19 protein-coding genes are annotated in these 20,011 nt (G+C 72.0%); 10 read left to right on the forward strand and 9 right to left on the reverse strand.

Features of this window, described 5'->3' with window-relative positions; translation table 11 throughout:
• Nucleotides 1-367 precede the first annotated feature (367 nt).
• Together ACYVOM_RS28540 and ACYVOM_RS28545 are read right to left on the reverse strand one after the other, a co-directional pair.
• Complete coding sequence (locus ACYVOM_RS28540; RefSeq protein ID WP_460306617.1) at nt 368-652, reverse strand: hypothetical protein; 285 nt, start codon at nt 650-652, stop codon at nt 368-370.
• Nucleotides 649-888, reverse strand: coding sequence for a hypothetical protein (locus tag ACYVOM_RS28545; RefSeq protein WP_460306618.1), 240 nt, complete (start codon nt 886-888; stop codon nt 649-651). The genes ACYVOM_RS28540 and ACYVOM_RS28545 overlap by 4 nt, the downstream gene beginning before the upstream one ends.
• Before the next feature lie 431 nt (nt 889-1,319).
• Between ACYVOM_RS28545 and ACYVOM_RS28550 the strand changes: the two genes are divergently transcribed.
• Nucleotides 1,320-2,342: a hypothetical protein gene (locus ACYVOM_RS28550; protein WP_460306619.1), complete on the forward strand. Its 1,023-nt coding sequence runs from the start codon at nt 1,320-1,322 to the stop codon at nt 2,340-2,342.
• On the opposite strand, the gene ACYVOM_RS28555 is transcribed toward ACYVOM_RS28550, so the two are convergent.
• A complete protein-coding gene (locus ACYVOM_RS28555; protein WP_460306620.1) occupies nt 2,306-2,842 on the reverse strand; it encodes a GNAT family N-acetyltransferase in 537 nt (178 codons plus the stop codon). The two genes, ACYVOM_RS28550 and ACYVOM_RS28555, sit on opposite strands and share 37 nt — an antisense overlap.
• A gap of 93 nt (nt 2,843-2,935) precedes the next feature.
• Between ACYVOM_RS28555 and ACYVOM_RS28560 the strand changes: the two genes are divergently transcribed.
• The gene (locus ACYVOM_RS28560; RefSeq protein ID WP_460306621.1) at nt 2,936-3,130 is read left to right on the forward strand and encodes a hypothetical protein; all 195 of its coding nucleotides are present in this window, start codon (nt 2,936-2,938) and stop codon (nt 3,128-3,130) included.
• Between the two features lie 106 nt (nt 3,131-3,236).
• On the opposite strand, the gene ACYVOM_RS28565 is transcribed toward ACYVOM_RS28560, so the two are convergent.
• The gene (locus tag ACYVOM_RS28565; protein WP_460306622.1) at nt 3,237-6,041 is read right to left on the reverse strand and encodes an ATP-binding protein; all 2,805 of its coding nucleotides are present in this window, start codon (nt 6,039-6,041) and stop codon (nt 3,237-3,239) included.
• Nucleotides 6,042-6,257: 216 nt separating this feature from the next.
• Here ACYVOM_RS28565 and ACYVOM_RS28570 point away from each other — a divergent pair, with 216 nt between their 5' ends.
• On the forward strand, nt 6,258-6,860 hold the full coding sequence (locus ACYVOM_RS28570; protein ID WP_460306623.1) for a TetR/AcrR family transcriptional regulator: 603 nt from the start codon (nt 6,258-6,260) through the stop codon (nt 6,858-6,860).
• Nucleotides 6,861-6,902: 42 nt separating this feature from the next.
• On the opposite strand, the gene ACYVOM_RS28575 is transcribed toward ACYVOM_RS28570, so the two are convergent.
• From ACYVOM_RS28575 to ACYVOM_RS28585, 3 genes are all read right to left on the reverse strand, one after another.
• Nucleotides 6,903-8,069, reverse strand: coding sequence for a flavin reductase (locus ACYVOM_RS28575; protein WP_460306624.1), 1,167 nt, complete (start codon nt 8,067-8,069; stop codon nt 6,903-6,905).
• Between the two features lie 105 nt (nt 8,070-8,174).
• The gene (locus ACYVOM_RS28580; protein ID WP_460306625.1) at nt 8,175-8,807 is read right to left on the reverse strand and encodes a TetR/AcrR family transcriptional regulator; all 633 of its coding nucleotides are present in this window, start codon (nt 8,805-8,807) and stop codon (nt 8,175-8,177) included.
• A complete protein-coding gene (locus tag ACYVOM_RS28585; RefSeq protein WP_460306626.1) occupies nt 8,804-9,439 on the reverse strand; it encodes a TetR/AcrR family transcriptional regulator in 636 nt (211 codons plus the stop codon). Before ACYVOM_RS28585 ends, ACYVOM_RS28580 begins: the two co-directional genes overlap by 4 nt.
• Nucleotides 9,440-9,639: 200 nt before the next feature.
• On the opposite strand from ACYVOM_RS28585, the gene ACYVOM_RS28590 reads away from it, so the two are divergent.
• The 7 genes from ACYVOM_RS28590 to ACYVOM_RS28620 all read left to right on the forward strand — a co-directional run bounded on the left by ACYVOM_RS28590 (nt 9,640) and on the right by ACYVOM_RS28620 (nt 18,368).
• Nucleotides 9,640-10,950 carry an ABC transporter substrate-binding protein gene (locus tag ACYVOM_RS28590; RefSeq protein ID WP_460306627.1) on the forward strand — a complete coding sequence of 437 codons (1,311 nt, stop codon included), beginning with the start codon at nt 9,640-9,642 and terminating at the stop codon, nt 10,948-10,950.
• Nucleotides 10,951-11,016: 66 nt separating this feature from the next.
• Nucleotides 11,017-11,940, forward strand: coding sequence for a branched-chain amino acid ABC transporter permease (locus tag ACYVOM_RS28595; RefSeq protein WP_460306628.1), 924 nt, complete (start codon nt 11,017-11,019; stop codon nt 11,938-11,940).
• Nucleotides 11,941-11,944: 4 nt separating this feature from the next.
• On the forward strand, nt 11,945-13,627 hold the full coding sequence (locus ACYVOM_RS28600; protein ID WP_460306629.1) for a branched-chain amino acid ABC transporter ATP-binding protein/permease: 1,683 nt from the start codon (nt 11,945-11,947) through the stop codon (nt 13,625-13,627).
• Nucleotides 13,628-13,637: 10 nt separating this feature from the next.
• Nucleotides 13,638-14,360 carry an ABC transporter ATP-binding protein gene (locus ACYVOM_RS28605; protein ID WP_460306630.1) on the forward strand — a complete coding sequence of 241 codons (723 nt, stop codon included), beginning with the start codon at nt 13,638-13,640 and terminating at the stop codon, nt 14,358-14,360.
• A 152-nt stretch (nt 14,361-14,512) separates the two neighbouring features.
• Nucleotides 14,513-15,565, forward strand: coding sequence for a tyrosine-protein phosphatase (locus tag ACYVOM_RS28610; RefSeq protein WP_460306631.1), 1,053 nt, complete (start codon nt 14,513-14,515; stop codon nt 15,563-15,565).
• 138 nt (nt 15,566-15,703) lie between these two features.
• Nucleotides 15,704-18,034 carry an AAA family ATPase gene (locus ACYVOM_RS28615; protein WP_460306632.1) on the forward strand — a complete coding sequence of 777 codons (2,331 nt, stop codon included), beginning with the start codon at nt 15,704-15,706 and terminating at the stop codon, nt 18,032-18,034.
• Entirely contained in the window at nt 18,024-18,368 is a 345-nt protein-coding gene (locus ACYVOM_RS28620) for a hypothetical protein (RefSeq protein ID WP_460306633.1), read from the forward strand. The genes ACYVOM_RS28615 and ACYVOM_RS28620 overlap by 11 nt, the downstream gene beginning before the upstream one ends.
• A 264-nt stretch (nt 18,369-18,632) precedes the next feature.
• Here ACYVOM_RS28620 and ACYVOM_RS28625 read toward each other — a convergent pair whose 3' ends face one another.
• A complete protein-coding gene (locus tag ACYVOM_RS28625) occupies nt 18,633-19,064 on the reverse strand; it encodes a GNAT family N-acetyltransferase (RefSeq protein WP_460306634.1) in 432 nt (143 codons plus the stop codon).
• A 101-nt stretch (nt 19,065-19,165) separates the two neighbouring features.
• The gene (locus ACYVOM_RS28630) at nt 19,166-20,008 is read right to left on the reverse strand and encodes a fumarylacetoacetate hydrolase family protein (RefSeq protein WP_460306635.1); all 843 of its coding nucleotides are present in this window, start codon (nt 20,006-20,008) and stop codon (nt 19,166-19,168) included.
• Nucleotides 20,009-20,011 lie beyond the last annotated feature (3 nt).

Raw genomic sequence — 20,011 nt, forward strand, 5'->3', positions numbered from 1 at the left:
TCACACCCCCACACCAAGATCCACCTCAGCCGAACACCAAGATTCACAGGACACGGCCTAGCGCCGCTCCGGCGCTGGGCGTATCGTCGCCGTACGGGCTTCGGCCCGCCCTGGCAGGGTTGAGCCCCCCGCACCTAGCTTGTGCGGGGGGGCTTCTGTGTGCGGCGGGTCGTGCATGATCGTCAGCCGCCGGTCGGGGCCGTCCTGACACCATCGACACTGCCAGGTCCGGTGCCCTCCGGTCTCGCGGGCGCCGTCACAGCGGCACGGCTTCCAGCCGACGAGCACCCGGACGGGAACCAGCCGGTGGCCGTATGGGCAGGTCAGGGGCGGGTTCACCCGGCCAGAGTATAGAACGGGTTTTCGATCACTCCTCTCGGAGTAGCCCGTACGCCCGCTCCGTGATCCCGATCCATCCGTCGAACGGCACTTCGGTCGGCTCCAGGCCGTCGGAGCGGGCGATCTCATGGAGCAGATCCTTCATCGCCTCCGTGAACACGCGCTCGGACCGAGCGACCCGGCCCGGCCACTCCCCCTCCGGCCGCGAGAGGTCCGGGAACTCCCAGCCGACCGCCGCGAGCTCGCGGCGGAGCGTCCCTGCGGCAGCGCGCGCACGGGCGACCGCCGCCTTGTCGATCGCCGCCGCGCTCATCCCCGGCCCTCCTGGAGCCGCCGGAGCCGCGCCTTGTCGAGTTCGAACTGGGCGGCCAGGAGCCGCTCCAGGTCGTCAATGCGGTCGGCGGTGAGGGTGGCGTGGAAGCCAGCTTCGAGGTCTTCGTCGAAGAGGTCGCGGTCCATGCGGGTCGCGATGAAGCACCCGGCCGAGTGGCGGATGTTCCACGTCGGGTACTTCGTCTTCAGGTCGTCGAGCGTCACGTCGCGCACCACTGCGTCTCCCGGTTTCGGTAGCGATTCGGTTGCGACCAGTGAACTTCCAGACGCGCAGACGCCTCTAGACGACAATGCGAGCCAGGACCCGACATTCGCGGATGTCGGAACTTGTCGGTAGGACGCGAAGGACCCTCATGGTCGACCTCACCCCATCCGTCGCCGAACGGCTCCGCGCCGAGCGCAAGCGCCGTGGCTGGGACCTCCAGCGCATGGCCTCGGAACTACGCCGAGCCTCTGACCAGCCGCAACAGATGCCTAGCCCGGTTTCACTCCAGCGGAACATCGAGCGGTGGGAGTCCGGACAGGTCAAGAAATTGACCGAGCGGTACAGGCTTCTGTACGCGAAGGCGTTCGACATCCCCGACATCGAGCTGTTCCCGCCGCTCGCGCCTGCGCCAGCATCGCCAAGTGCGGGTGACGATGAAGACGTGGAAAGACGTCACCTCCTCCAGTCCCTCGCCGCGCTCGGTGCCGTGTCGAGCCCCGCTCTCGACGCGCTCGCCGACATCCAGGCGAGCCTCGACCGCGCCGTCGGCGGCGGCCCCGAAGCCCACCTGGACGACTGGGAAGAGAACGTCGCCGAGTACGGGTACACCGTGCTCACCACGCCTCCGCACGAGCTCATCCCCCAGCTCGCCAGGGACCTCGTCACGGTGCGGACGACCATGTCCCGCGCCGCGAAGGAGACTCCTGCGTGGCGGGGGTGGTGCCGGATCGTGGGCGGCCTGTCGATGGTGTTGGCGAAGGCACTCTCCAGCGCCCAGCGGGGTCGTGAGGCCCGCACCTGGTGGACGACCGCCCAGCAGGCCGCGGACTCCAGCGGCGACGTCGGCCTGTCCCTGTGGGTCAGCGGGGAGCAACTCATCCACGGCCTGTACGAGCGCCGGCCGACACCGATCCTGCTGCGCCGCGCGGACGCTCTCGTTGAGCGCGTCGGTGAGAGCGACCACCGCGGCTATGTGACGGTCTTGGCTGCCCGCGCGCAGTTGCATGCGCTCTCGGGGCCGGGGCACGAAGCCGATGCGGCCGAGGCGATCGAGCGGACCGCAAGCCTTTTCGCCCGTCTGCCGACCTCCATCACCTCGGAGCGGCGCTCCATCGTCGGCTGGGGGGAGGAGCGGCTCCGGTATGCCGAGACGTTCGTCGCCGCCCATCTGGGCGATCTGGACCGGCTCGATTCGGCCGCCGCCCGGACCCTCACGCTGATCCCCTTGGACCAGACGCGGTTCCGGACCCAGCTGAAGCTCCTCCACGGGTTCGGGCTCGTCCGCGGAGGGGACCTCCGCCGCGGGATCGACTGCGCCACCGCGGCGGTCGAGGCGGACCCGGGCGCGCGGGACTCGCTCATGTCCGCGGCCATCGCGGGCGACATCTTGCGCGAGCTGCCTGCTTCGCCGACTCCGGAGATCGCGGGCTACCGCGAGCTGGTGGCGGGCAGCTCCAGTACGTAGAGGTCGTACCAGGGCTGGGTCTCGCCGGGCCCGCCGGGGGCGCGGCCGACCTTCTTCCATCCCCAGCGTTCCCACATGGCCTGAACCTCGGGCCGGGCAGGGTTCGTTGCGAGGGTCGCGCGCGCCTCGGGCCGTTCGGCCAGGAGCGCGTTCACGAGCCGACGCCCGACGCCCTCGCCGCGGTGGGTGGGGAGCACCGCGACATCGATGAGAGCGAATGTGCGGCTGCCTGTCTCGGTCGCCCAGCCGTCGGCCGGCGCAGGTTCCAGGCCGTGCCACCACGACGTCCCGGCGCTTAGGGGCAGCCCGTAGACGACGCCGACGAGGTGTCCGTCGTCGTGGGCGAGGACCGCGGCGAAACCTGGTGCGGAGGCCTGGCTGGTGGTGCGGGCGCGGTGGTCGTTGAGGTCGTATCCGGGGAACGCGGCGCTATAGACGGCCTGGATCTCGGGGAGGTGTTCGAGGGTCTGTGGTCCGTCGGCAAGGGTGAGGGCGGTCATGGACTTGCCCCTACCCCGTGAACAGGTGAAGACGCCCCTCCGGGTTTCTCGCGGCGGGGCGTCTCTCGTTTCCGCAGGTCAGTGCTTAGTGCTGTGGCCAAGGTGCTGGACCCGACCTTCGGCCCCAGCCAGGAGTTCATCAAGGTCGGCCCGCGGGCGAACGCGTCCCCGGCGGAGGGCGCCCAGTTCTTCGGGCACGTGGCCCTCAACGCCAAGACCAAGGCCCTCACCGTCGAGCTCATAGACCTGAACGGGGCGGTCCTCTACACCAGGACCCTCGCCGCCTGACCCCGACCCGGTGGGCCCGCCCCGGCAGGCGGGCCCACCGGGGACCTGCGCCGCCCTCACGCCGACCTGCGGTGAGGGCGCCGCGTCCGGATGCTTCGCGGATGGGTCAGGCGGGGAGCAGGCCCAGGTGGTGGGCGGTGGTGGCGGCCTCGGTGCGGGTGGTGGCATGCAGCTTGGCGAGGATGTTGCTGACGTGGACGCTGACGGTCTTGGCGGAGATGAAGAGGTGCTCGGCGATCTCGCGGTTGGAGCGGCCCGTGGCGAGTTCGCGGAGGACCTCGAGTTCACGGGGCGTGAGGCCGTGGGCGGGGGTGGCGGTGCCCAGCCGGGAGCGGAGGGCGGTGACCTCGGCGGCGAGCGGCGCGGCGCGCAGGGACTCGGCGAGAGAGGCTGCTTCGGCGAGGAAGCAGAGGGCCTCGTCGCGGTCTCCGGAGGCCGCGGCGTGCTCGGCGGAGCGGTACAGGGCCTTCGCCAGGTCGTAGGGGCGCGACAGGCTCCGCCACGCTTCCCGGACGGCCGCCCAGTCCTCCGGCTCGCGGCGGACCCTCGCCGCGTGGGCGTCGAAGGTGAGACGGTGCGCGCGCTGGAGCTCGCCGCGGACCTCCAGCGTCTCCGCTCGGGCGGCGAAGGGCGCGATCTCCTCCGGTGTCGCGGACGCCACTGCGGCGGCGACCAGGGCCGGCCAGGTGTAGCGGGCCTCGTCGGCCATGTCGGCGCGCTCGGTGAGCGGCGCGGCGGCGGCGAGGGCCAGGTCGGGGCGGCCCTCGGCCAGGCGGAGCGTCACCTCCATCTGGACCACCGGCAGATAGTCCTCGGCGCGGCGCAGCGGACCGTCCGTCGTCGTCGTCCACGCCGCGGCCAGCAGCGCCGCCGCGACGTCGAGATCACCGCGGGCCGTGTGCACCGCGCCCGCCATGAACCGCAACCCTGCCTGGTGGCGGCGCAGCGGACGGCGTTCGATGGCCCGCTCGATGACGGCGAGGGCCTCGTCCCACCGGCCGAGCGCGATCATCGGCTCGGCCACGTTGATGCCGAGGACGGTGCCGGTGGTGCGGATCAGCCCGTACGTCTCGGCCTTGGCGATGCCGAGCCGGGCCACCCGGATCGCGTCCTCGTGCCGGCCCATGCCCTCCAGGACGTGCGAGCGGGCGAGTTCCAGGCGCAGGACGTCGTCGTAGTCGTCGCTGCGCGGCAGGAGGGGCTCGATCTCGTCGAACATGGCAAGGCGCTCGGTGTCGGGGCCGGGGTGGCGGAGGCCCTTCGTGATCAGGGCGCTGACGACGGGCGTCATGTCGTCGTGCGCCCTGCCGATCCGCAGCGCCTCCTCGACCGCCGCGTGCGTCTCGGCCATGCCGCCCGACAGCTTGTTCAGGCGGACGGCGTACTGCGCCAGGGCCCGTGCCTTGACCCTGCCCTCGGGCAGCGCGGCGATCGCCTCGCGCATGTCGTCCATGCCCTCGATGCGGGCCTGGGCGAGCGACAGCAGGCCGCGCATCGCCAGCAGCTTGGCCCGCTCCGCCGGGGTCTCGGCCTCCTTCAGGGCCTCGGTGGCGAACTGCGCGCCGCGTTCCTCCTCGCCGCCCAACTGGGCGGAGTCTGCGGCGCGCATCAGCACGTCCATGTGGCGGACGGCGAGGCGCTGCCCGTCGGGCACCCTCTCCCACAGTTCCAGGACGCGTTCCAGCATGTGCAGCGCCTCGGCGTGCGCGAACTGCCGCTCGGCCTCGTCGGCGGCCTCCCAGGCGCTCTGCAGCGCCTTGGCCGGCTCGTGCGCGGCGTACCAGTGGTAGGCCCGCTCACCCGCGGCCCGGCCCGGCGCGACGAGCGACGGCCGCTCCGTCAGCGCCTCGGCGTACCTGACGTGCAGGCCGTTCAGCTCGCCCGGCAGCAGCTCCTCATAGACGGCCTCGCGGATGAGCGAGTGCCGGAAGGCGTAGCCCTCGCTGTCGGCGACGAGGATGTTCGCGGCCACGGCCGGGCGCAGCGCGCGACTCAGCTCGGCGTCCCCCAGCCCGGCGACGGCGCTGAGCAGCCCGTGCTCGAACCGGGTGCCGCCCGCCGCCGCGACCCGCAGCAGCTCCTGCGACTCCTCCGGCAGCCGCTGGAACCCGATGAGCAGCAGATCCCGCAGCGAGTCGGGCAGCATCCTGCCGTCGATCCCGGCGAGCGCCTCGGCGAACAGCGGATTGCCCTCGCTCCGCCGGAACACCTGCTCGACGACCAGCTCGTCGGGCTCCCGTCCGAGCGCCTGCTGGAGCAGCCGCCTGGTCTCGGCCCGGGTGAACCGCCGCAGCTCGATCCGCTCCACGACCGGCACCCGCGCCAGCTCCGCCAGCAGCCCCCGCAGCGGATGCCCCCTGTCGAGCGCGTCGCTCCGATACGTCACGACGATCAGGACGCTCCCGCCGAGATTCCGGATGAGGAACTCCAGCAGGTCCCGTGACGACCGATCGGCCCAGTGCGCGTCCTCGATGACCAGCGCGACGGGCCCCAGCCTCTCCAGCAGCGTCAGCACGGACTCGAACATCCGGGCCCTAGACTCGCCCCCGCCTTCCCCCACCTCCCCGAACTCAGGCAGCAACCGCCCCAGCCCCTGCACCTCAGGCAAAAACCCCCGAATCCCCTCGACCCCGACTTCCCTCACAAGTCCCCGCAACGCCGCCGAGAACGGCGCGAACGGCAATCCGTCCGCCCCGAATTCCACGCACCCCCCGCTGAGCACCCGAACCCCGGCCGCCCCCGCGAACTCCCGCACCAACCGGGTCTTCCCGATCCCCGCCTCGCCCCCGACCAGCACCACCGCGGGCGCCTCCCCCAGCGCCTTCCGCAACCTCCGCAGGTCCCTGACCCGCCCCACAAGCCCCCGATTCTCCACCCCCCAAGCATGCCACCCACCCCACCAAGATCCCACTCATTAACCCCGAAGCCCCCCAACAGGTAGAAAACCCCCGAACCCACCTGCTCCGCCACTTCCGTGCAACGCTCACCGGCGACGGCCTGGACGTGGCCGTGGTTTCAGCTCGGCGGCTCCGTGGTCAGCGACCGGGCTCAACGAGGGGCGGGGGCCGGCTCGCTAGCATGGGCTGTCATGGGCGGTGGTGCTGACCGGGGTCAGCGGAGGGCGAGTTTGGCGCAGTCGCGGTCTCGGGAGACCAAGAACGCGCTGCTGCAGTCGGCGATCGCGCTGTGGCGGACGAAGGGGTTCGCCGAGACCACCGTCGCGGACATCTGCCAGGCGGCGGGGGTGTCGAAGGCGCTGTTCTACTTCTATTTTCCGCGCAAGGAGGATGCGCTCCTTGAGGCCGGGTTCCTGTCCACGCGCGATGCGCGGCGGACCTGGCGGGCGATGGTCGAGGGACCCTACGAGCTGGAAGACGTCATCGCCGCGGTGCTCGCCGTCCTTGAAAGGACGATGCGGCGCAACCCGCCCGAGTTGATCATCGAGACGACGCTCGAGGGGTACCGCACCGAGCAGAGAGCGCTCGCCGAAGGGGAATCGGCCGAGCATCGGGCGGCGCGGTTCCTCTTCCTCGAACTGCTGACGCGAGCCCAGGCCGACGGGAAGCTGCCCGGCGGCCTGGACGTCGTGCACCTCGCGCGGGTCGTCCAGGCCGTCGTGGAGGCGGGCACCCGGCACTGGGCCGCAGGCGAGTACGGGGACCGCGGGTTCGCCGAGGTGGTCTCCCGCGACGTCGCCGCGCTCATCTCCGGGTACGCGAAGCCCTCCTGAGGCGAGAGCGGGCCGCCTCGCCTGCGGCCCGCCGCCGGTGCCTCAGGCGATCGCGCGGGTCGCGGCGGCGGTCGCGGCGAGGAGGGCGCTCGTGTAGTGCGCGATCTCCTCAAGGGTGACGGGTTCGGAAGGGCCCCAGAGGGTGAGGGTGAAGGCGATGGCGCCGTCGGGGGCGAAGACGGGGGCGCTCAGGGAGCGGAGTTCCAGGGAGGCGGGGAGGTCTGCGGGGTTGTAGCCGTCGGCGACGCGGGCGATGGCGTCGTGCAGGGTGTCCCGGGACACCTCGGGGGCGCGCTCGTGCAGGAGGGCGCTGACGCGCTCCAGGTTGCTCAGCTCGGAGTGGCCGAGGGCGATGGCGTAGCCGCGGGCGCGGACGGTCTCGGGGACCTCGCGCAGGCGCGCGAGCTGCTCCTCGGTGAGCTGTTCGGCGATCTTCGCGAGCCAGCGCCCACGCAGCGCCTCATCGCCGTGGGCGGCGTAGCAGCTGCCGAGCGGGGCGGCGAAGGGAAGTCGCTGCCCTACCCGGGTGGGGCGGTCGGCGAGTTCGGTCCGGCCGGCCGCGGCGGCGAGGACGAGTTCGTCGCGGACGAGGGTGATGGCGGTGACCTCGGTGCCGAAGAGGTCGGCGAGGCCCTCCATGTGGGGGCGGGCGAGGTCGATGAGGCGGAGCTGGTCGAGGAGGTCGGCGTCGCCCGCGGCGAGGGAGTGCGGCGTGAAGGAGCCGTAGCCGCCGCGGTGGAACAGCAGCGGCTCGCCGTCGCCGAGGTCCAGGTCGAGGACGCGGCCGATGACGAGGTCGTGGTCTCCTGCGTCGTGGACCTGCTCGGTGACGCAGTCGATCCAGGCGACCGCCCCGTCGATGATCGGCATGCCCTGGGGCGACGGGCGCCAGCCGATGTCGTGGAACTTGTCGGTCTTGCGGGTGGCGACGGCCCGGCAGACGTCCTCCTGGGCGGCGCTGAGGACGTTGACGCAGAACCGCTCGCCGGAGGCCCGCAGCGAGGCCCACGAGCTGGAGTTCTTGTCGGGCAGGAACGCCACGAGCGGCGGGTCGAGCGACACCGAGGTGAACGACCCGACCACCATGCCGACGGCGGTGCCTGCCGCGTCCCGCGCCGTCACCACGACGACGCCGGTCGGGTACTGGCCCAGCACGCGCCGGTAGCGGGCCGGTTCGATGGTCCCGGACTTCTGGACGGTCAGTGGCATGACGGGCTCCTCCCTGTAGTGATCGCTACAGAGCAAACCACGTGAACCCCCGATGTGACAACCGTCTCCTGGCAAAAGACCCGAAACCGGGCACCGCGCCCCTGCTCAGCGCGCGGACACCGCCTCCTCGACGATCGCCGTCACCATGGCCACGAAGTCGTCCGGATCGGCCTGCTCCTGGATCTGGTGGGCGAAGAAGAACCCGTCGGTCGCGGCCAGCACGATCCGGGCCAGATCCATCGCGAGCTCCGGCCGGCGGGCGCGCAGCTCGGTGTCGAAGTGCGAGGTGAACCAGGCCGCGATGCTGCTGGTCACCTCATCGCGAGTGGCCAGGAAGTACTGGCGCGCCTCAGGTTCGACGTCCCGGGTCTCCAGCAGCAGCATCAGGCCGATCCGCACGAAGTCGGGCGCGTCCAGCAGGGACCGCACCGAGCGCGAGAGGATCGCGCGCAGCCCCTCGGTGATCGTGCGCTCGTCGCGCGGGTCGCGCTCCCAGCGGGGCTGGCTGGAGATCCAGTGCTCGAAGCTGTGCCGCAGGACCTCGGCCATCAGGTGGTCCTTGTCGCGGAAGAACCAGTAGACGGAGCTGGCCGGCAGGCCGGACCGCTTCGTGACCTTCGAGATCGTGGTGGCCTCGTATCCGCTCTCCGAGGCGATCTCGGCCGCCGCCCGGATGATCCGCATCCGCGAGACCTCCTGGTCGGCGGGGCGCTGCCCGGGCTTCTCCCTCGTGCTCACGCGGCCTCTCCCAGCCACGTCAGGGCCTGCGCGTGCACGCCCGCGGAGACGAGATCGACCAGGCGGTCGAGCTTCCAGCCCCGGTCGGAGCGGACGCCCAGGTACAGCCCGTCCATGACGGCAAGATGGAAGCGGGCGAGCCGGGCGGCGACCGCGCGCCGGGCCTCGGGGTCGCCGGCCGGGAGGATCTGCTCCCACCACTGCGCGATGGCGGTCTCGGTCTCGCCGCGGACCTCCAGGTACCGCAGCCGCGCGGCCGGGACGTTCTGCCGGTTGAGCAGGCCGAGCATGAGGCCGAGCCGCCAGAACTCGGGCCGGTCGACGATGGCCTTGGACGCGCGCTGGAGCCTGTCGCGGACCTCTTCGGCAGGGTCGGCGATCCCGACGCGGTCCTGCCAGGTCGGGGCGGTCTCGCGCCAGCGCCGGTAGCTGTACTCGAGGGTCTCGGCCAGCAGCTCGTCCTTGTTGCGGAAATGCCAGTAGACCGAGCTCGGCGGCAGGCCGGTGGCCTCGGTGACCAGGGCGATCGAAGTGCCGTCGTAACCCCGTTCGGCGGCTATGGCGAGGGTCGCCTCAAGGATCCGCAGCCTCGATTCCTCGCCCTGCTGGTGGCGCCTCGTCGTCTTCCTCATCCGCCCATCCTTCCGCAACCCGCCGGGTGCCCCACCAAAACTCCACCCCTTCGGGGCTTGTGGCAGCCATCACATTGTGGGTACCTTCACAAACCGCGTCTCTGTAGCGATCGCTCCAATCACTGTAGCGATCAATACGGAATCCGCGCTTGGTTCCTGGTCACGCGCACCGCGTCGGTCAGCGAAACGGAGAAGGAACTATGCCCACCCCACGCACCACTCCCCTGCGGCGACGCCTGCTCGCCCCCGCCCTCGCCCTCACCACGGCGCTCGCCCTGTCCGCCTGCGGGTCCGGCGCCGACGGCGTCAGCGAGGCGGACGCCAAAAGCCAGGCCGCCGACCTGGTGAACATCCTCGGCATCACCGGCGACCTGGGCGCCGACGTCGAGTTCAAGCTCGGCGCGGCGCTCACCCTCTCGGGCCCGTCCGCCGCCAACGGCGCCTCGATGCAGAACGCGATCGAACTCGCCGTCGAGCAGATCAAGGCCGCCGGAGGACCCGCGCTCCAGCTCAGTGTGAAGGACGTCAAGGGGCCCGACCCCGTCGCCGCCAAGCAGGCCGCGTCGGAGCTCGCCGCCGAAGGCGTCCCCGCGAAGATCACCACGATGGGCGACGGCCTCGGCGCGATGCTCGCCGACACCGACAAGGACAAGATCCTCAGCCTCGACGGCGTCGGCGGCGCCCAGGTCTTCACCCAAGGCACCCAGTACTTCTACGGCACCCGCGAGGTCGCCCCCTCCGACGCCGCCCCGGGCGCGCTGGAGTGGTTCAAGAAGGCCCACCCCGAGGGCAAGACCGTCGGTCTCGTCGGCGTCGACCTCGGCCCGCTCAACAAGGCGATCCAGGCCGACATGACGGCGAAGATCGAGGCCGCGGGCCTGACCTTCAACGGCCTGTGGGAGACCGTCGCGGCGACCTCCCAGGACTACGCGAGCATGATCGCGAAGGTCAAGAAGAACGAGCCCGACCTCCTGTGGGTCGCCTTCGGCGGCGCCGCCCCCGGCGCGTTCGTCGCCCAGGCCAAGGCCGCGGGCGTCGCCGGCGAGCTCGTCGGCATCGAGTTCACCGACGAGGCCACCAAGGCGTCCAAGGGCGTGTTCGACAGCGACGGCTTCAAGTTCGCGATGGACTACTTCGACCCCGCGAACCCGGCCAACCCGCTGGCGAAGCTCTTCACCGACGCCTACCGCAAGGCCTACGACGCCGAGCCCGACTTCTACGCCGCCAACGCCTACGAGGAGACCCTCATGGTGTGGGACCTGATCCGGCGCGTCACCGCCGCGGGCGGCGACCCGAACGACAGCGTCCAGCTCAAGGCGGCGCTGGAGAAGGACCCGAAGTTCGCCTCCGTCTACGGCGGCGACGCCTCCACCGTCGGCTCCCTGGAGATCGACCCGAAGACGCACGGGGTCGCCAGCCGGCCGATGGGCGTCTTCGAGTACAAGGCCGGCGAGGTCAACCCGCTGGCCACCTACGACATCGGCGCGCAGGACTTCCGCCTCGCGGAGTGACGCGCACCTGAAGTCCGGGGGACGGCCCGCGCGGAGCCGTCCCCCAACCCTCGATCCGGAGGATCCATGCACGACCTGCTAGACGCCGACCTCTGGCAGCTGACGGCCAACGGCCTGATCCGGGGCGCGTTCTACGCCGCCCTCGGCGCGGGCCTCGCGCTCGTCATCGGGGTCACCACGCGTTTCCACTTCGCCTACGCGCTCACCTACACCGTCGCCCCCTACGCCGCCTTCTGGGTGATGGACGCGGCCGGCATGCCGTTCTGGCCGTCCGCGCTGATCGGGCTGCTGACCGCCGTCGCCGTCAGCGTGCTGCTCGAACTCGGCGTCTACGAGCCGGTCGCGCGGCGCGCCGCCGACCGGGCCATGCTCGCCGTGCTGGTGACCTCGATCGGGGTCAGCACCGCGGGCGTCGCGCTGCTCCAGCTGATGCTCGGGACGAGCAGCCTGCCGTTCTACGGGCCCTCGGTCGCGCTGCACGACATCGGGCCGGTGCGGATCTCGACGTTCGAGATCCAGGAGGCGGCCACCTGCCTTCTGCTCGTCCTCGGGCTCGCCGCCTTCCTCGCGTTCACGCCGCTCGGCCGCTCGGTGAAGGCGGTCCGCAGCAACCCGGGGCTGGCCGCCGTGCTGGGGATCGGGGTGCGCCGGGTCAACCTCGTGTGCTTCGCGATCGCCGGGCTCATCTCCGGCGCGTGCGCGCTCTGGTACGGGCTGCTCTACACCGTCCAGCCGACGATGGGCGACTCGACCGTCATCTACGGGTTCGTCGTCGCGTTCCTGGCGGGCACCCGGTCGTCGCCACTGCGGGCGCTGCCCGTCGGGATCGGGCTCGGGCTGCTGGAGCAGTGGGCGTCGATCTGGCTGTCGGTGCAGTGGGCGCAGACCGCGGTCTTCACCGTCCTGGCCGTCTACCTCGCCTTCCTCGCCGGGAAGGGCCGCATGCCCCGACTCCGGCCCGTCCGAACCGCCGCACCGCAGAAGGCCTGACGCCATGTGGATCAACTACCTCGACCAGGCGCTGCTGCTCGCGGCGCTCGCCGTCACCGTCAACCTGCTCGTCGGCTACGCCGGGCAGGTGTCCGTCGCGCACGCGGCCTTCGCGGGCGTCGGCGGCTACACCATCTGCTTCCTCGCCGGCGTGCACGGCTGGCCCTATCTCGCGGCGCTGGGCGTCGCCATCGCCCTCGCGACGCTGTTCGGGATCGTCGTCGGGCTGATCGCGCTCGGGCTGCCCGAGGAGTTCCTCATCCTGATGACGCTGGCGTTCTCGCTCGCGATCATCGGCATCTTCGCCACGTTCGACGCGCTCGGCGGCGTCATGGGGCTGACCGGCGTCGAAGGGCTGCGGCTGTTCGGGCTCTCCCTCGACGGGCCGAAGGACTGGCTGCTGCCTTCCGCGCTCGTGCTCGCGCTGGTGTTCGCCGTGTCGTGGCGGCTCGGCGAGTCCCCGTACGGGCGGGTGCTGAAGGGCCTGCGCGAGGACGCGGTCGCGACGCGGGCGCTCGGCAAGAACACCTTCGGATACAAGATCGGCGTCTTCGCGATCACCAGCGGGCTGGCCGGGCTCGTCGGCGGGCTGTACTCGGGCTGGCTCGGGCAGGCCACGCCGTCGGCGTTCGGGTTCCCGCTGGCCATGGCGGTGTTCGCGATGGTGATCGTCGGCGGGAACGCCAACCTCATCGGGTCGGTCGTCGCGGGCGTGGCGCTGACGATGATCGAACCCGCGCTGCGCGAGGGGCTCGGGCTGCAGAGCACCCAGGCCTCGCTGGTGCAGCTCGTGCTCTACGGGGTGCTGCTGGTGCTCGTCATGATCCTCCGGCCGCAGGGCCTGTTCGCGGAGCGGTTCCGGCGGGTCGCGCCGCCCGCCGCGCGGGCCCACGTGGTCGTGACGCCCCGCGAGCCCGTCGCCTACGCGGACGCCGAAGTCGTGCTGCGGGCCGAGGGGCTGTCGAAGCGGTTCGGCGGCATCACCGCGGCCAAGGACATCAGCCTGGAGCTGCGGCGCGGCACCATCACCGCGCTCGTCGGACCGAACGGGGCCGGGAAGACCACCGCGTTCAACCTGCTCACCGGCACCGTCGTGCCCGACACCGGATCGGTGACGTTGAACGGCGCCGAACTCGTCGGGATGCGGCCTGATCGGATCGTCCGGGCAGGGCTGGTCCGGACGTTCCAGGACGTGCGGCTGCTGGGCCGGCTCACGTGCCTGGAGAACGTGATGCTGGCCGTGCCGGACCAGGCCGGGGAGAAGGTCGGGCGGCTGTTCGCGCCGGGCGTCGGGCGGGCGGACCGGAAGGTCGCCGCCGAGGCGATGGAATGGCTCGACTTCGTCGGCCTCGCCGACCAGGCCGCGACGCCGGCCGACGCCCTGTCGTACGGGCAGTCGAAGCTGGTGTCGCTGGCGCGGGCGCTGGCCACCCGCGGCGACGTCCTGCTCCTCGACGAGCCCGCCTCCGGCGTCGACGCGACCTGGGTCGAGACGATGCTCCAGATGGTCGCCGCGGTGCGGGCAGAAGGGCGCACCGTCTGCCTCGTCGAGCACAATCTCGACGTCGTCCGGGAACTGGCCGACCACACCTACTTCATGGAACTCGGCGAGATCACCGCGTCCGGCACCATCGCCGAACTGACCGGCTCGGCGCGGCTCGCCGAAGCCTACTTCGGCGCCCAGTGAGGTGGAGAACATGACAAAACATGAAGAAACGCCGCTGCTGGACGTCCAGGAACTCGTCGCGGGCTACGGGCGCAAGCAGGTCCTGCACGGGGTCTCGCTGCGCGTCGAGGCGGGCGAGATCGTCACGCTGATGGGGCACAACGGGGCCGGCAAGACGACGGCGATCCGGAGCATCCTCGGAGCACTCCGCCCGAAATCGGGCACCATCCGCGTCTCAGGGCGGGACATCAGCCGGGCTCCCGTCCGCAAGGCCGTCGCGGCGGGGGTGGCGCTCATCCCGTCCGAGCAGTTCGTGTTCCCCGACCTCTCGGTGCACGACAACCTGATGCTCGGCGCGGCCAACGCCCCCTCCGGCTCCGACGGCGCGGCGCGCCTGGCCACGGTCAAGGAGATGTTCCCGATCCTGGAGGAGCGCGCGAAGCAGGCGGCGGGCTCCATGTCGGGCGGGCAGCAGCGCATGGTCAGCCTCGGCATGGCCCTGATGGCCCGTCCCCGCCTCCTCCTGCTGGACGAGCCCTCGCTGGGCCTGGCCCCGTCCGTTGTCGAGACGATCTTCGCCCGGCTGCGCCACCTCGCCGACACCGAGCACCTCGGCATCCTCCTCCTGGAGCAGAACGTGAAGCAGGCCCTCCAGATCGCCGACCGCGCCTACGTCCTGCGCTCCGGCGAGGTCATCCTCGACGAGACGGCCGAGAAGATGCGCGAACGCCCCGACTTCTGGGACCTCTTCTGACAGGAGCACAAGAAAGGGGGAAGGCCGCTGACTCGGCGGCCTTCCCCCGACATTTCTATGTAAGAGCCATTTTCGGGAGGTCTTTCAACATTTAAGATCCCGTGGACGTGCGTTCCCCGTCGTTTCATCCGCCGAGAGGAACCTTCCCGCCCATGAAGAACCTGGCATCGGCCGCGTCGACCCTCACCGTGGCCGTCCTCATCCTCGACGGCGTCGCGAGCGGGGCGGTCGCCGCGCCTCGGCCTCCCCAGCGCATTCCGTTCACCGCGGCCACGGTCAAGGCCAACGGCGACGGGTCCTTCACCGTCTCCTGGAAGGCGCCCGGGGTGAAGGGGGTCGCGGTCAAGGCGGCCGGGAGGACCGTGGCGCGCGGGGCCGGGGCCGCGACCGTCACCGTCAGGGGGCTGCCCGCCTCGGACCGGCGGTGGTTCGACCTCGTCCCCGACCGGGGCGGCTCGCTGCGGCTCGCCGACCGGCTCGTGAAGCTGTCCGGCACCGTCAACTTCCGCGACGTCGGCGGCTACCGCACCGCGAACGGCAAGTGGGTGCGCATGGGGAAGGTCTACCGGACCGACGCGCTCAACAAGCTCACCGCCGCCGACCGGGCGAAGCTGAAGCGCCTCGGCATCCGGCTCGCCTACGACCTGCGCACCGGCTTCGAGCGCGCCCTCGCCCGCGACAGGCTTCCCTCCGGCGTCCGGCTCGTGATCGCGGACGTGTCCGGCGGCGGCTCCGGCCACACCCTGCCGACGAGCGAGAAGGCCGCCGAGCAGATGATGATCGACACCGAGCGGGCGATGGTCGCCTCCCCCAGCGGGCAGGCCGCCTATACCAGCGTCTTCGACGGCCTCGCCGGCACCGGATCCCGCGCCGTCCTCTTCCACTGCACCGCGGGCAAGGACCGCACCGGCTGGGCCGCCGCCGCCCTGCTCACCGCGCTCGGCGTCCCCCGCGCCACGATCATGCGCGACTACCTCGCCAGCAACCACTACCGTGCCGCCTCCGACTCCGCGACCCTCGCCGCCCTCCCGCCGCTGCTGGCCACGATCTACAAGCCCCTCCTGGACGTCCGCCCCGCCTACCTCAACGCGGGCTTCGCCCAGGTCGAGGAGTCCTTCGGCACTTTCGCGGCCTATGAGAAGGACGGCCTCGGCGTCACCGACGCGGAGCTGAGGCGGCTGAAGGCATCGCTCCTGGTCGGCTGACCCGGCGTCCTGTCCGTCACCGCCCCCGACGAGGACGATCGACCGCACGTCCGGCGGTGTGGCGGTTTCCCGGTGGAAGGCGGGTGATCGTCGGTAGCTTGAGAGTTTCGGGCGAGTGCGCGGGACGGGAGCGGGCGGATGGGGTTGCGGGAAGTGCTGGTGGAGCGGCTGGACGCGACCGGGGCGGACGCGGACGTGGCCGCGCTGATCCTCGGCACGTTCGACGGGCAGGGGGCGGCGGGAGGCCCGCGGGAGGGAGGCTTTCCGCGCGCTTATCTGGGGTCGGTCACCGTGGCCGGGTTCCGGGGCATCGGACGCGAGACGCGCCTGCCGCTGCGGCCGGGTCCGGGGTTGACGCTGGTCGTGGGGCGGAACGGATCGGGAAAGTCGAGTTTCGCCGAAGGCGCGGAGATCGCCCTGACCGGGACGAACTTTCGATGGCGGGACCTGCCCGCGGCGTGGAAGGGCGGATGGCGCAACCTGCACGCCGACGGCACGCCGCGCGTCGAGGTGGAGTTGCGGTTCGACGGGCGGTCCGCGCCGGTGACCGTCCGGCGGACCTGGCCGGGCAACTCCCTCGACGGGTCCGTCGTGGAGGTCGCGGACGGCGCGGCGCCCCTCGACGGTCTGGACGACCTCGGCTGGGGCGAGGACCTGACGGTCTGCCGGCCGTTCCTGTCGTACGCCGAGCTCGGCAAGATCCTCACCGGGCGGCCGAAGGACATGCACGACGCGATCGCCGGCATCCTCGGGCTGGAGCGCCTCGCCGCGACGGAGTCCGCCCTGGATGTCGAACGCAAGGCGCTGGAGGCGGCGGCGAAGGAGTCGACCCGCGACCGGACCGCCCTGCTGGCCGACCTCGGGGAAGTCGCCGATCCCCGAGCCGAGCGGGCGCTCGACCTCCTCCAGGCGCGGCGGCCGCAGGTGGCGGCGCTCGCCGAGCTCGCGGTGGCGGGCGGGCCCGTCGGCGACCTCGCGCCGCTGCGCAGGCTCGCCGCGTTGACGCCGCCCGATCGCGCGGCCGTCGCCGAGGCCGTCCGGGAGCTGCGGGAGGTCGCCGCGCTGCCCGATGCCGTCGTGAGCGAGGACGAGATACGGCTCGCCGATCTGCTGGAGAGGGCTCTTCCCCATCAGGGCGCCGACCGGTGCCCCGTCTGCCGGGGCGAGGCGGACCTCGGCGACGGCTGGGCCCGCGAGACCCGCGCCGAGATCGCCGCCCTGCGCGCCCGCGCCGCCGCCACGATCGAGCGCCGTGACCGGGCCGCCCGCGCCGTCGCCGCAGCCCACGCGCTGATCGCGCAGCCTCCCGCCGACCTGCCGGACGACCTGCTCGGCGTCTGGAAGGAATGGGCCCTCGGCCGCTCGCTCGGCGATCCCGCCGCGCTCGCCGGGCACCTCGACGCGCACGCCGCGCCCCTCGCCGCCGCCTGCGCCGCGACCGCCGCGTCGGCCGAGCGGCACCTCGCGGCGTTCGACGACCTGTGGCGTCCGCTCGCGCTGCGCGTCGCCGCATGGGCTGAGCGGGCGGGTCACGTCGAGGAGGAGGCGCCCGTGCTCGCGCGTCTGAAGGCCGCGCGGGCCTGGCTGACGAAGGCCGGGAACGAGCTGCGCACCGAGGAGCTGCGGCCGATGGCCGAGACCGCGGCGGCGATCTGGGAGCAGCTCCGGCAGGAGAGCAACGTGGCTCTCGGCCCCGTCACCCTGGCCGGGACCGGCGCCATGAAACGGGTCGAACTCGACGTCACCGTCGACGGCAGCGAGACGTCCGCGCTGGGCGTGATGAGCCAGGGGGAGCTGCACTCGCTGGCCCTCGCGCTGTTCCTGCCGCGCGTCATGGCGGGGCGGACGCCGTTCGGGTTCGTCCTCATCGACGACCCCGTCCAGTCGATGGACCCCGCGAAGGTGGACGGTCTGGCGAAGGTGCTCGACTCCGTCGCGAGGCATAGGCAAGTCGTCGTCTTCACCCATGACACGAGGCTGCGTGACGCGGTCGCCCGCCTCCGGCTCTCCGCGACCGTCCTGGAGGTGACGCGCGGCGAGCACTCGGCGGTCTCCGTACGCCCGGTGGAGGACGAGGTGTCACGCGCGCTCGCCGACGCCCGCGCCGTCGCGGCGAGCGTCGACCTGCCGACGCAGGCCGCGGCGACCGTCGTGGCGGGGCTGTGCCGGACGGCGCTGGAGGCCGCCTGCGTGCAGGTCGTCCGCCGCAAGCTCCTGGACCGCGGCTGGGCCCACTCCGCCGTCGACGCCCGGGTGCGGGCGAGCCGGTCGCTGACCGAGATCGCCTCCCTCGCGCTGTTCGGCGAGAACCGGCCGCGCGAGGACTTCACCGCCGAGGCCCCTGCCGAACTCCGCGCCGCGATCTCCTTCTGCAACCGGGGCGTCCACGGCGCGCACGGCAGCGGCGGTCTCGCCGAGGCGATCACGCTGGTGCAGCGCGCGGCCAAGGCGGTGCGCCTTGAGCGGTGACCTCCTGCCCCTCGCCGCCGACCTGCTCGGCCGGCCCGGCCAGTCCCGCACCGCGGCCTTCCTCCTGCGCCTCGCCCTGGAGCGGGAGGTCGACGCCTTCTGGCTCCGCGCGGGCCTGCCGACCGTCCCCCGCTCCCCCATGCGCACCCGGCTCCTCTGCCTGACCGCCTACACCGACCGCTCCGCCGCCGCCCGCCTGCACAGCCTCTGGAGCCAGCTCAGCCAGGCCTGCCACTATCACTCCTACGAGCTCTCCCCCACCTCCCGCGAACTCCGCCACTGGCACACCGAACTCACCGCCCTCCTCCCCCTCCCCCTCACCTCCCGAGCCTGACCGACCGAGGGGTCGGCCGGTCGAGAGGTGCCGAAGCCGGGCCGCCGCCCGTCTGCGGCGCTGGCCTCAGGCGTGGGAACCGATGAGTTCGAAGTACGGGTCGAACGTGTCGAGGAGGTTGGTCGGGGTCGCGTGCGCCGGCAGCCCCGTCCTCGCACCTGCTCATGGACGTGGTCGGCCCCGCTGACGAAGACCGCCGCGGCCCTGGACGACTCCCGTGGGCCTGGACGCCCGGTCGACGAGCCCGGGGGCGGAGTTCCGCGCCTACTGGGCGCCGAGGGTCATCCACTTCTCGGGATGCTCGAGGGGAGCGAAGCCGGACTTCGCGTAGATCGTGTGGGCGTCGGCGGTGGCCAGCATGAGGCGGCGCAGGCCGAAGGAGGCCACGTGGGCGCAGACCGCGTCGACGAGGGCGTGGCCCAGGCCCTTGCCGCGGCCGGCGCGGTCGATGTAGACGTCGCACAGCCATCCGAACGTGGCCTTGTCGGTGACGACACGGGCGTAGCCGACCTGGGCGCCGGTCTCCGTCTCGTACACGCCGAAGTTCAGGGAGCCGGCGATGGCGGCGTCCTGCGTCTCCCGGGATCGGCCCAACGCCCAGTACGCGTCCTCGGAGAGCCAGCGGTGGACGAGCTCCCGGTCGAGCCGCGCCGTGTCCATCGAGATCTCGTAGCCGTCCGGGAATTCACCGCTCATGGCAGCAAAGCGTATGAGCGGCAGAATTATCCGGCAAATCGCCTGGCCATGGCCGAGCGGGCCCCGGGGCGTGCCCCGGGGCCTGGCGGTGCGCGCGGTGGTCAGCGGAAGGTGTGGGTGAGTTCGCCCAGGCCTTCGACCCAGGTGTGCAGGGTCTCGCCGGGCTGGAGGAAGCGCTGGGGGGTCATGCCCAGGCCCACGCCGTCGGGGGTGCCGGTGAAGATGACGTCGCCGGGCATCAGGGTGATGACCTCGGTGAGCTTGGCGATGGTCTTCGGGATGGAGAAGATCAGCTTGGAGGTGCGGCCGCTCTGGACGGTCTCGCCGTTGATGGAGCAGCCCAAGGCCAGGTCGTCCTTGTTCGGGATCTCATCCAGGGTGGTGAGCCAGGGGCCGATGGGGGCGAAGCCCGGGTAGGACTTGGCGAAGCCGAACTGGGGGGCCTGCCCGACGAACTGGAGGACGCGTTCGGACAGGTCCTGGCCCACGGTCAGGCCCGCGACGTAAGACCAGGCGTCGGCTTCGGAGACCTTGTGGGCCTGCTTGCCGATGACCGCGACGACCTCGACCTCCCAGTCGGTGTGGCCGCCCGGCGGGAGGTCGATCTCGCCGTACGGGCCGGTGACGGAGGAGGCGAACTTGGTGAAGACCGGCGGAAGGTCCTTCGGGGGCTCGAATCCCGTCTCGGCGGCGTGGTCGGCGTAGTTCAGGCCGATCGCGACGATCTGGGACGGACGCGGCGAGGGCGACTCCAGCTTCGCCTTGTCCAACTCCACGTCCGCGACGGGGTCGGCGGTGGCGGCCCAGGCGGTGAACTCGGACCAGCGGTCGTAGATGCCCTGGATGCGGGGGCTGAACAGGCCCGCGGAGGCGGTGGCGATGTCGGCGGCCTTGTCGTCGGACAGGACGAGGACGGCGCGGCCGGCGTGGTTGGCGATGCGCATGGG

It is taken from the genome of Actinocorallia aurea, from assembly GCF_054783995.1.

Bases quoted from the DNA above. Each gene is read 5' to 3' on its own strand.
- ACYVOM_RS28605 (WP_460306630.1), top strand. From the start codon at position 13,638: ATGACAAAACATGAAGAAACGCCGCTGCTGGACGTCCAGGAACTCGTC.
- ACYVOM_RS28615 (WP_460306632.1), top strand. From the start codon at position 15,704: ATGGGGTTGCGGGAAGTGCTGGTGGAGCGGCTGGACGCGACCGGGGCG.
- ACYVOM_RS28555 (WP_460306620.1), bottom strand. From the start codon at position 2,842: ATGACCGCCCTCACCCTTGCCGACGGACCACAGACCCTCGAACACCTC.
- ACYVOM_RS28630 (WP_460306635.1), bottom strand. From the start codon at position 20,008: ATGCGCATCGCCAACCACGCCGGCCGCGCCGTCCTCGTCCTGTCCGAC.
- ACYVOM_RS28540 (WP_460306617.1), bottom strand. From the start codon at position 652: ATGAGCGCGGCGGCGATCGACAAGGCGGCGGTCGCCCGTGCGCGCGCT.
- ACYVOM_RS28595 (WP_460306628.1), top strand. From the start codon at position 11,017: ATGCACGACCTGCTAGACGCCGACCTCTGGCAGCTGACGGCCAACGGC.
- ACYVOM_RS28590 (WP_460306627.1), top strand. From the start codon at position 9,640: ATGCCCACCCCACGCACCACTCCCCTGCGGCGACGCCTGCTCGCCCCC.
- ACYVOM_RS28610 (WP_460306631.1), top strand. From the start codon at position 14,513: ATGAAGAACCTGGCATCGGCCGCGTCGACCCTCACCGTGGCCGTCCTC.
- ACYVOM_RS28585 (WP_460306626.1), bottom strand. From the start codon at position 9,439: ATGAGGAAGACGACGAGGCGCCACCAGCAGGGCGAGGAATCGAGGCTG.
- ACYVOM_RS28600 (WP_460306629.1), top strand. From the start codon at position 11,945: ATGTGGATCAACTACCTCGACCAGGCGCTGCTGCTCGCGGCGCTCGCC.
- ACYVOM_RS28575 (WP_460306624.1), bottom strand. From the start codon at position 8,069: ATGCCACTGACCGTCCAGAAGTCCGGGACCATCGAACCGGCCCGCTAC.
- ACYVOM_RS28625 (WP_460306634.1), bottom strand. From the start codon at position 19,064: ATGAGCGGTGAATTCCCGGACGGCTACGAGATCTCGATGGACACGGCG.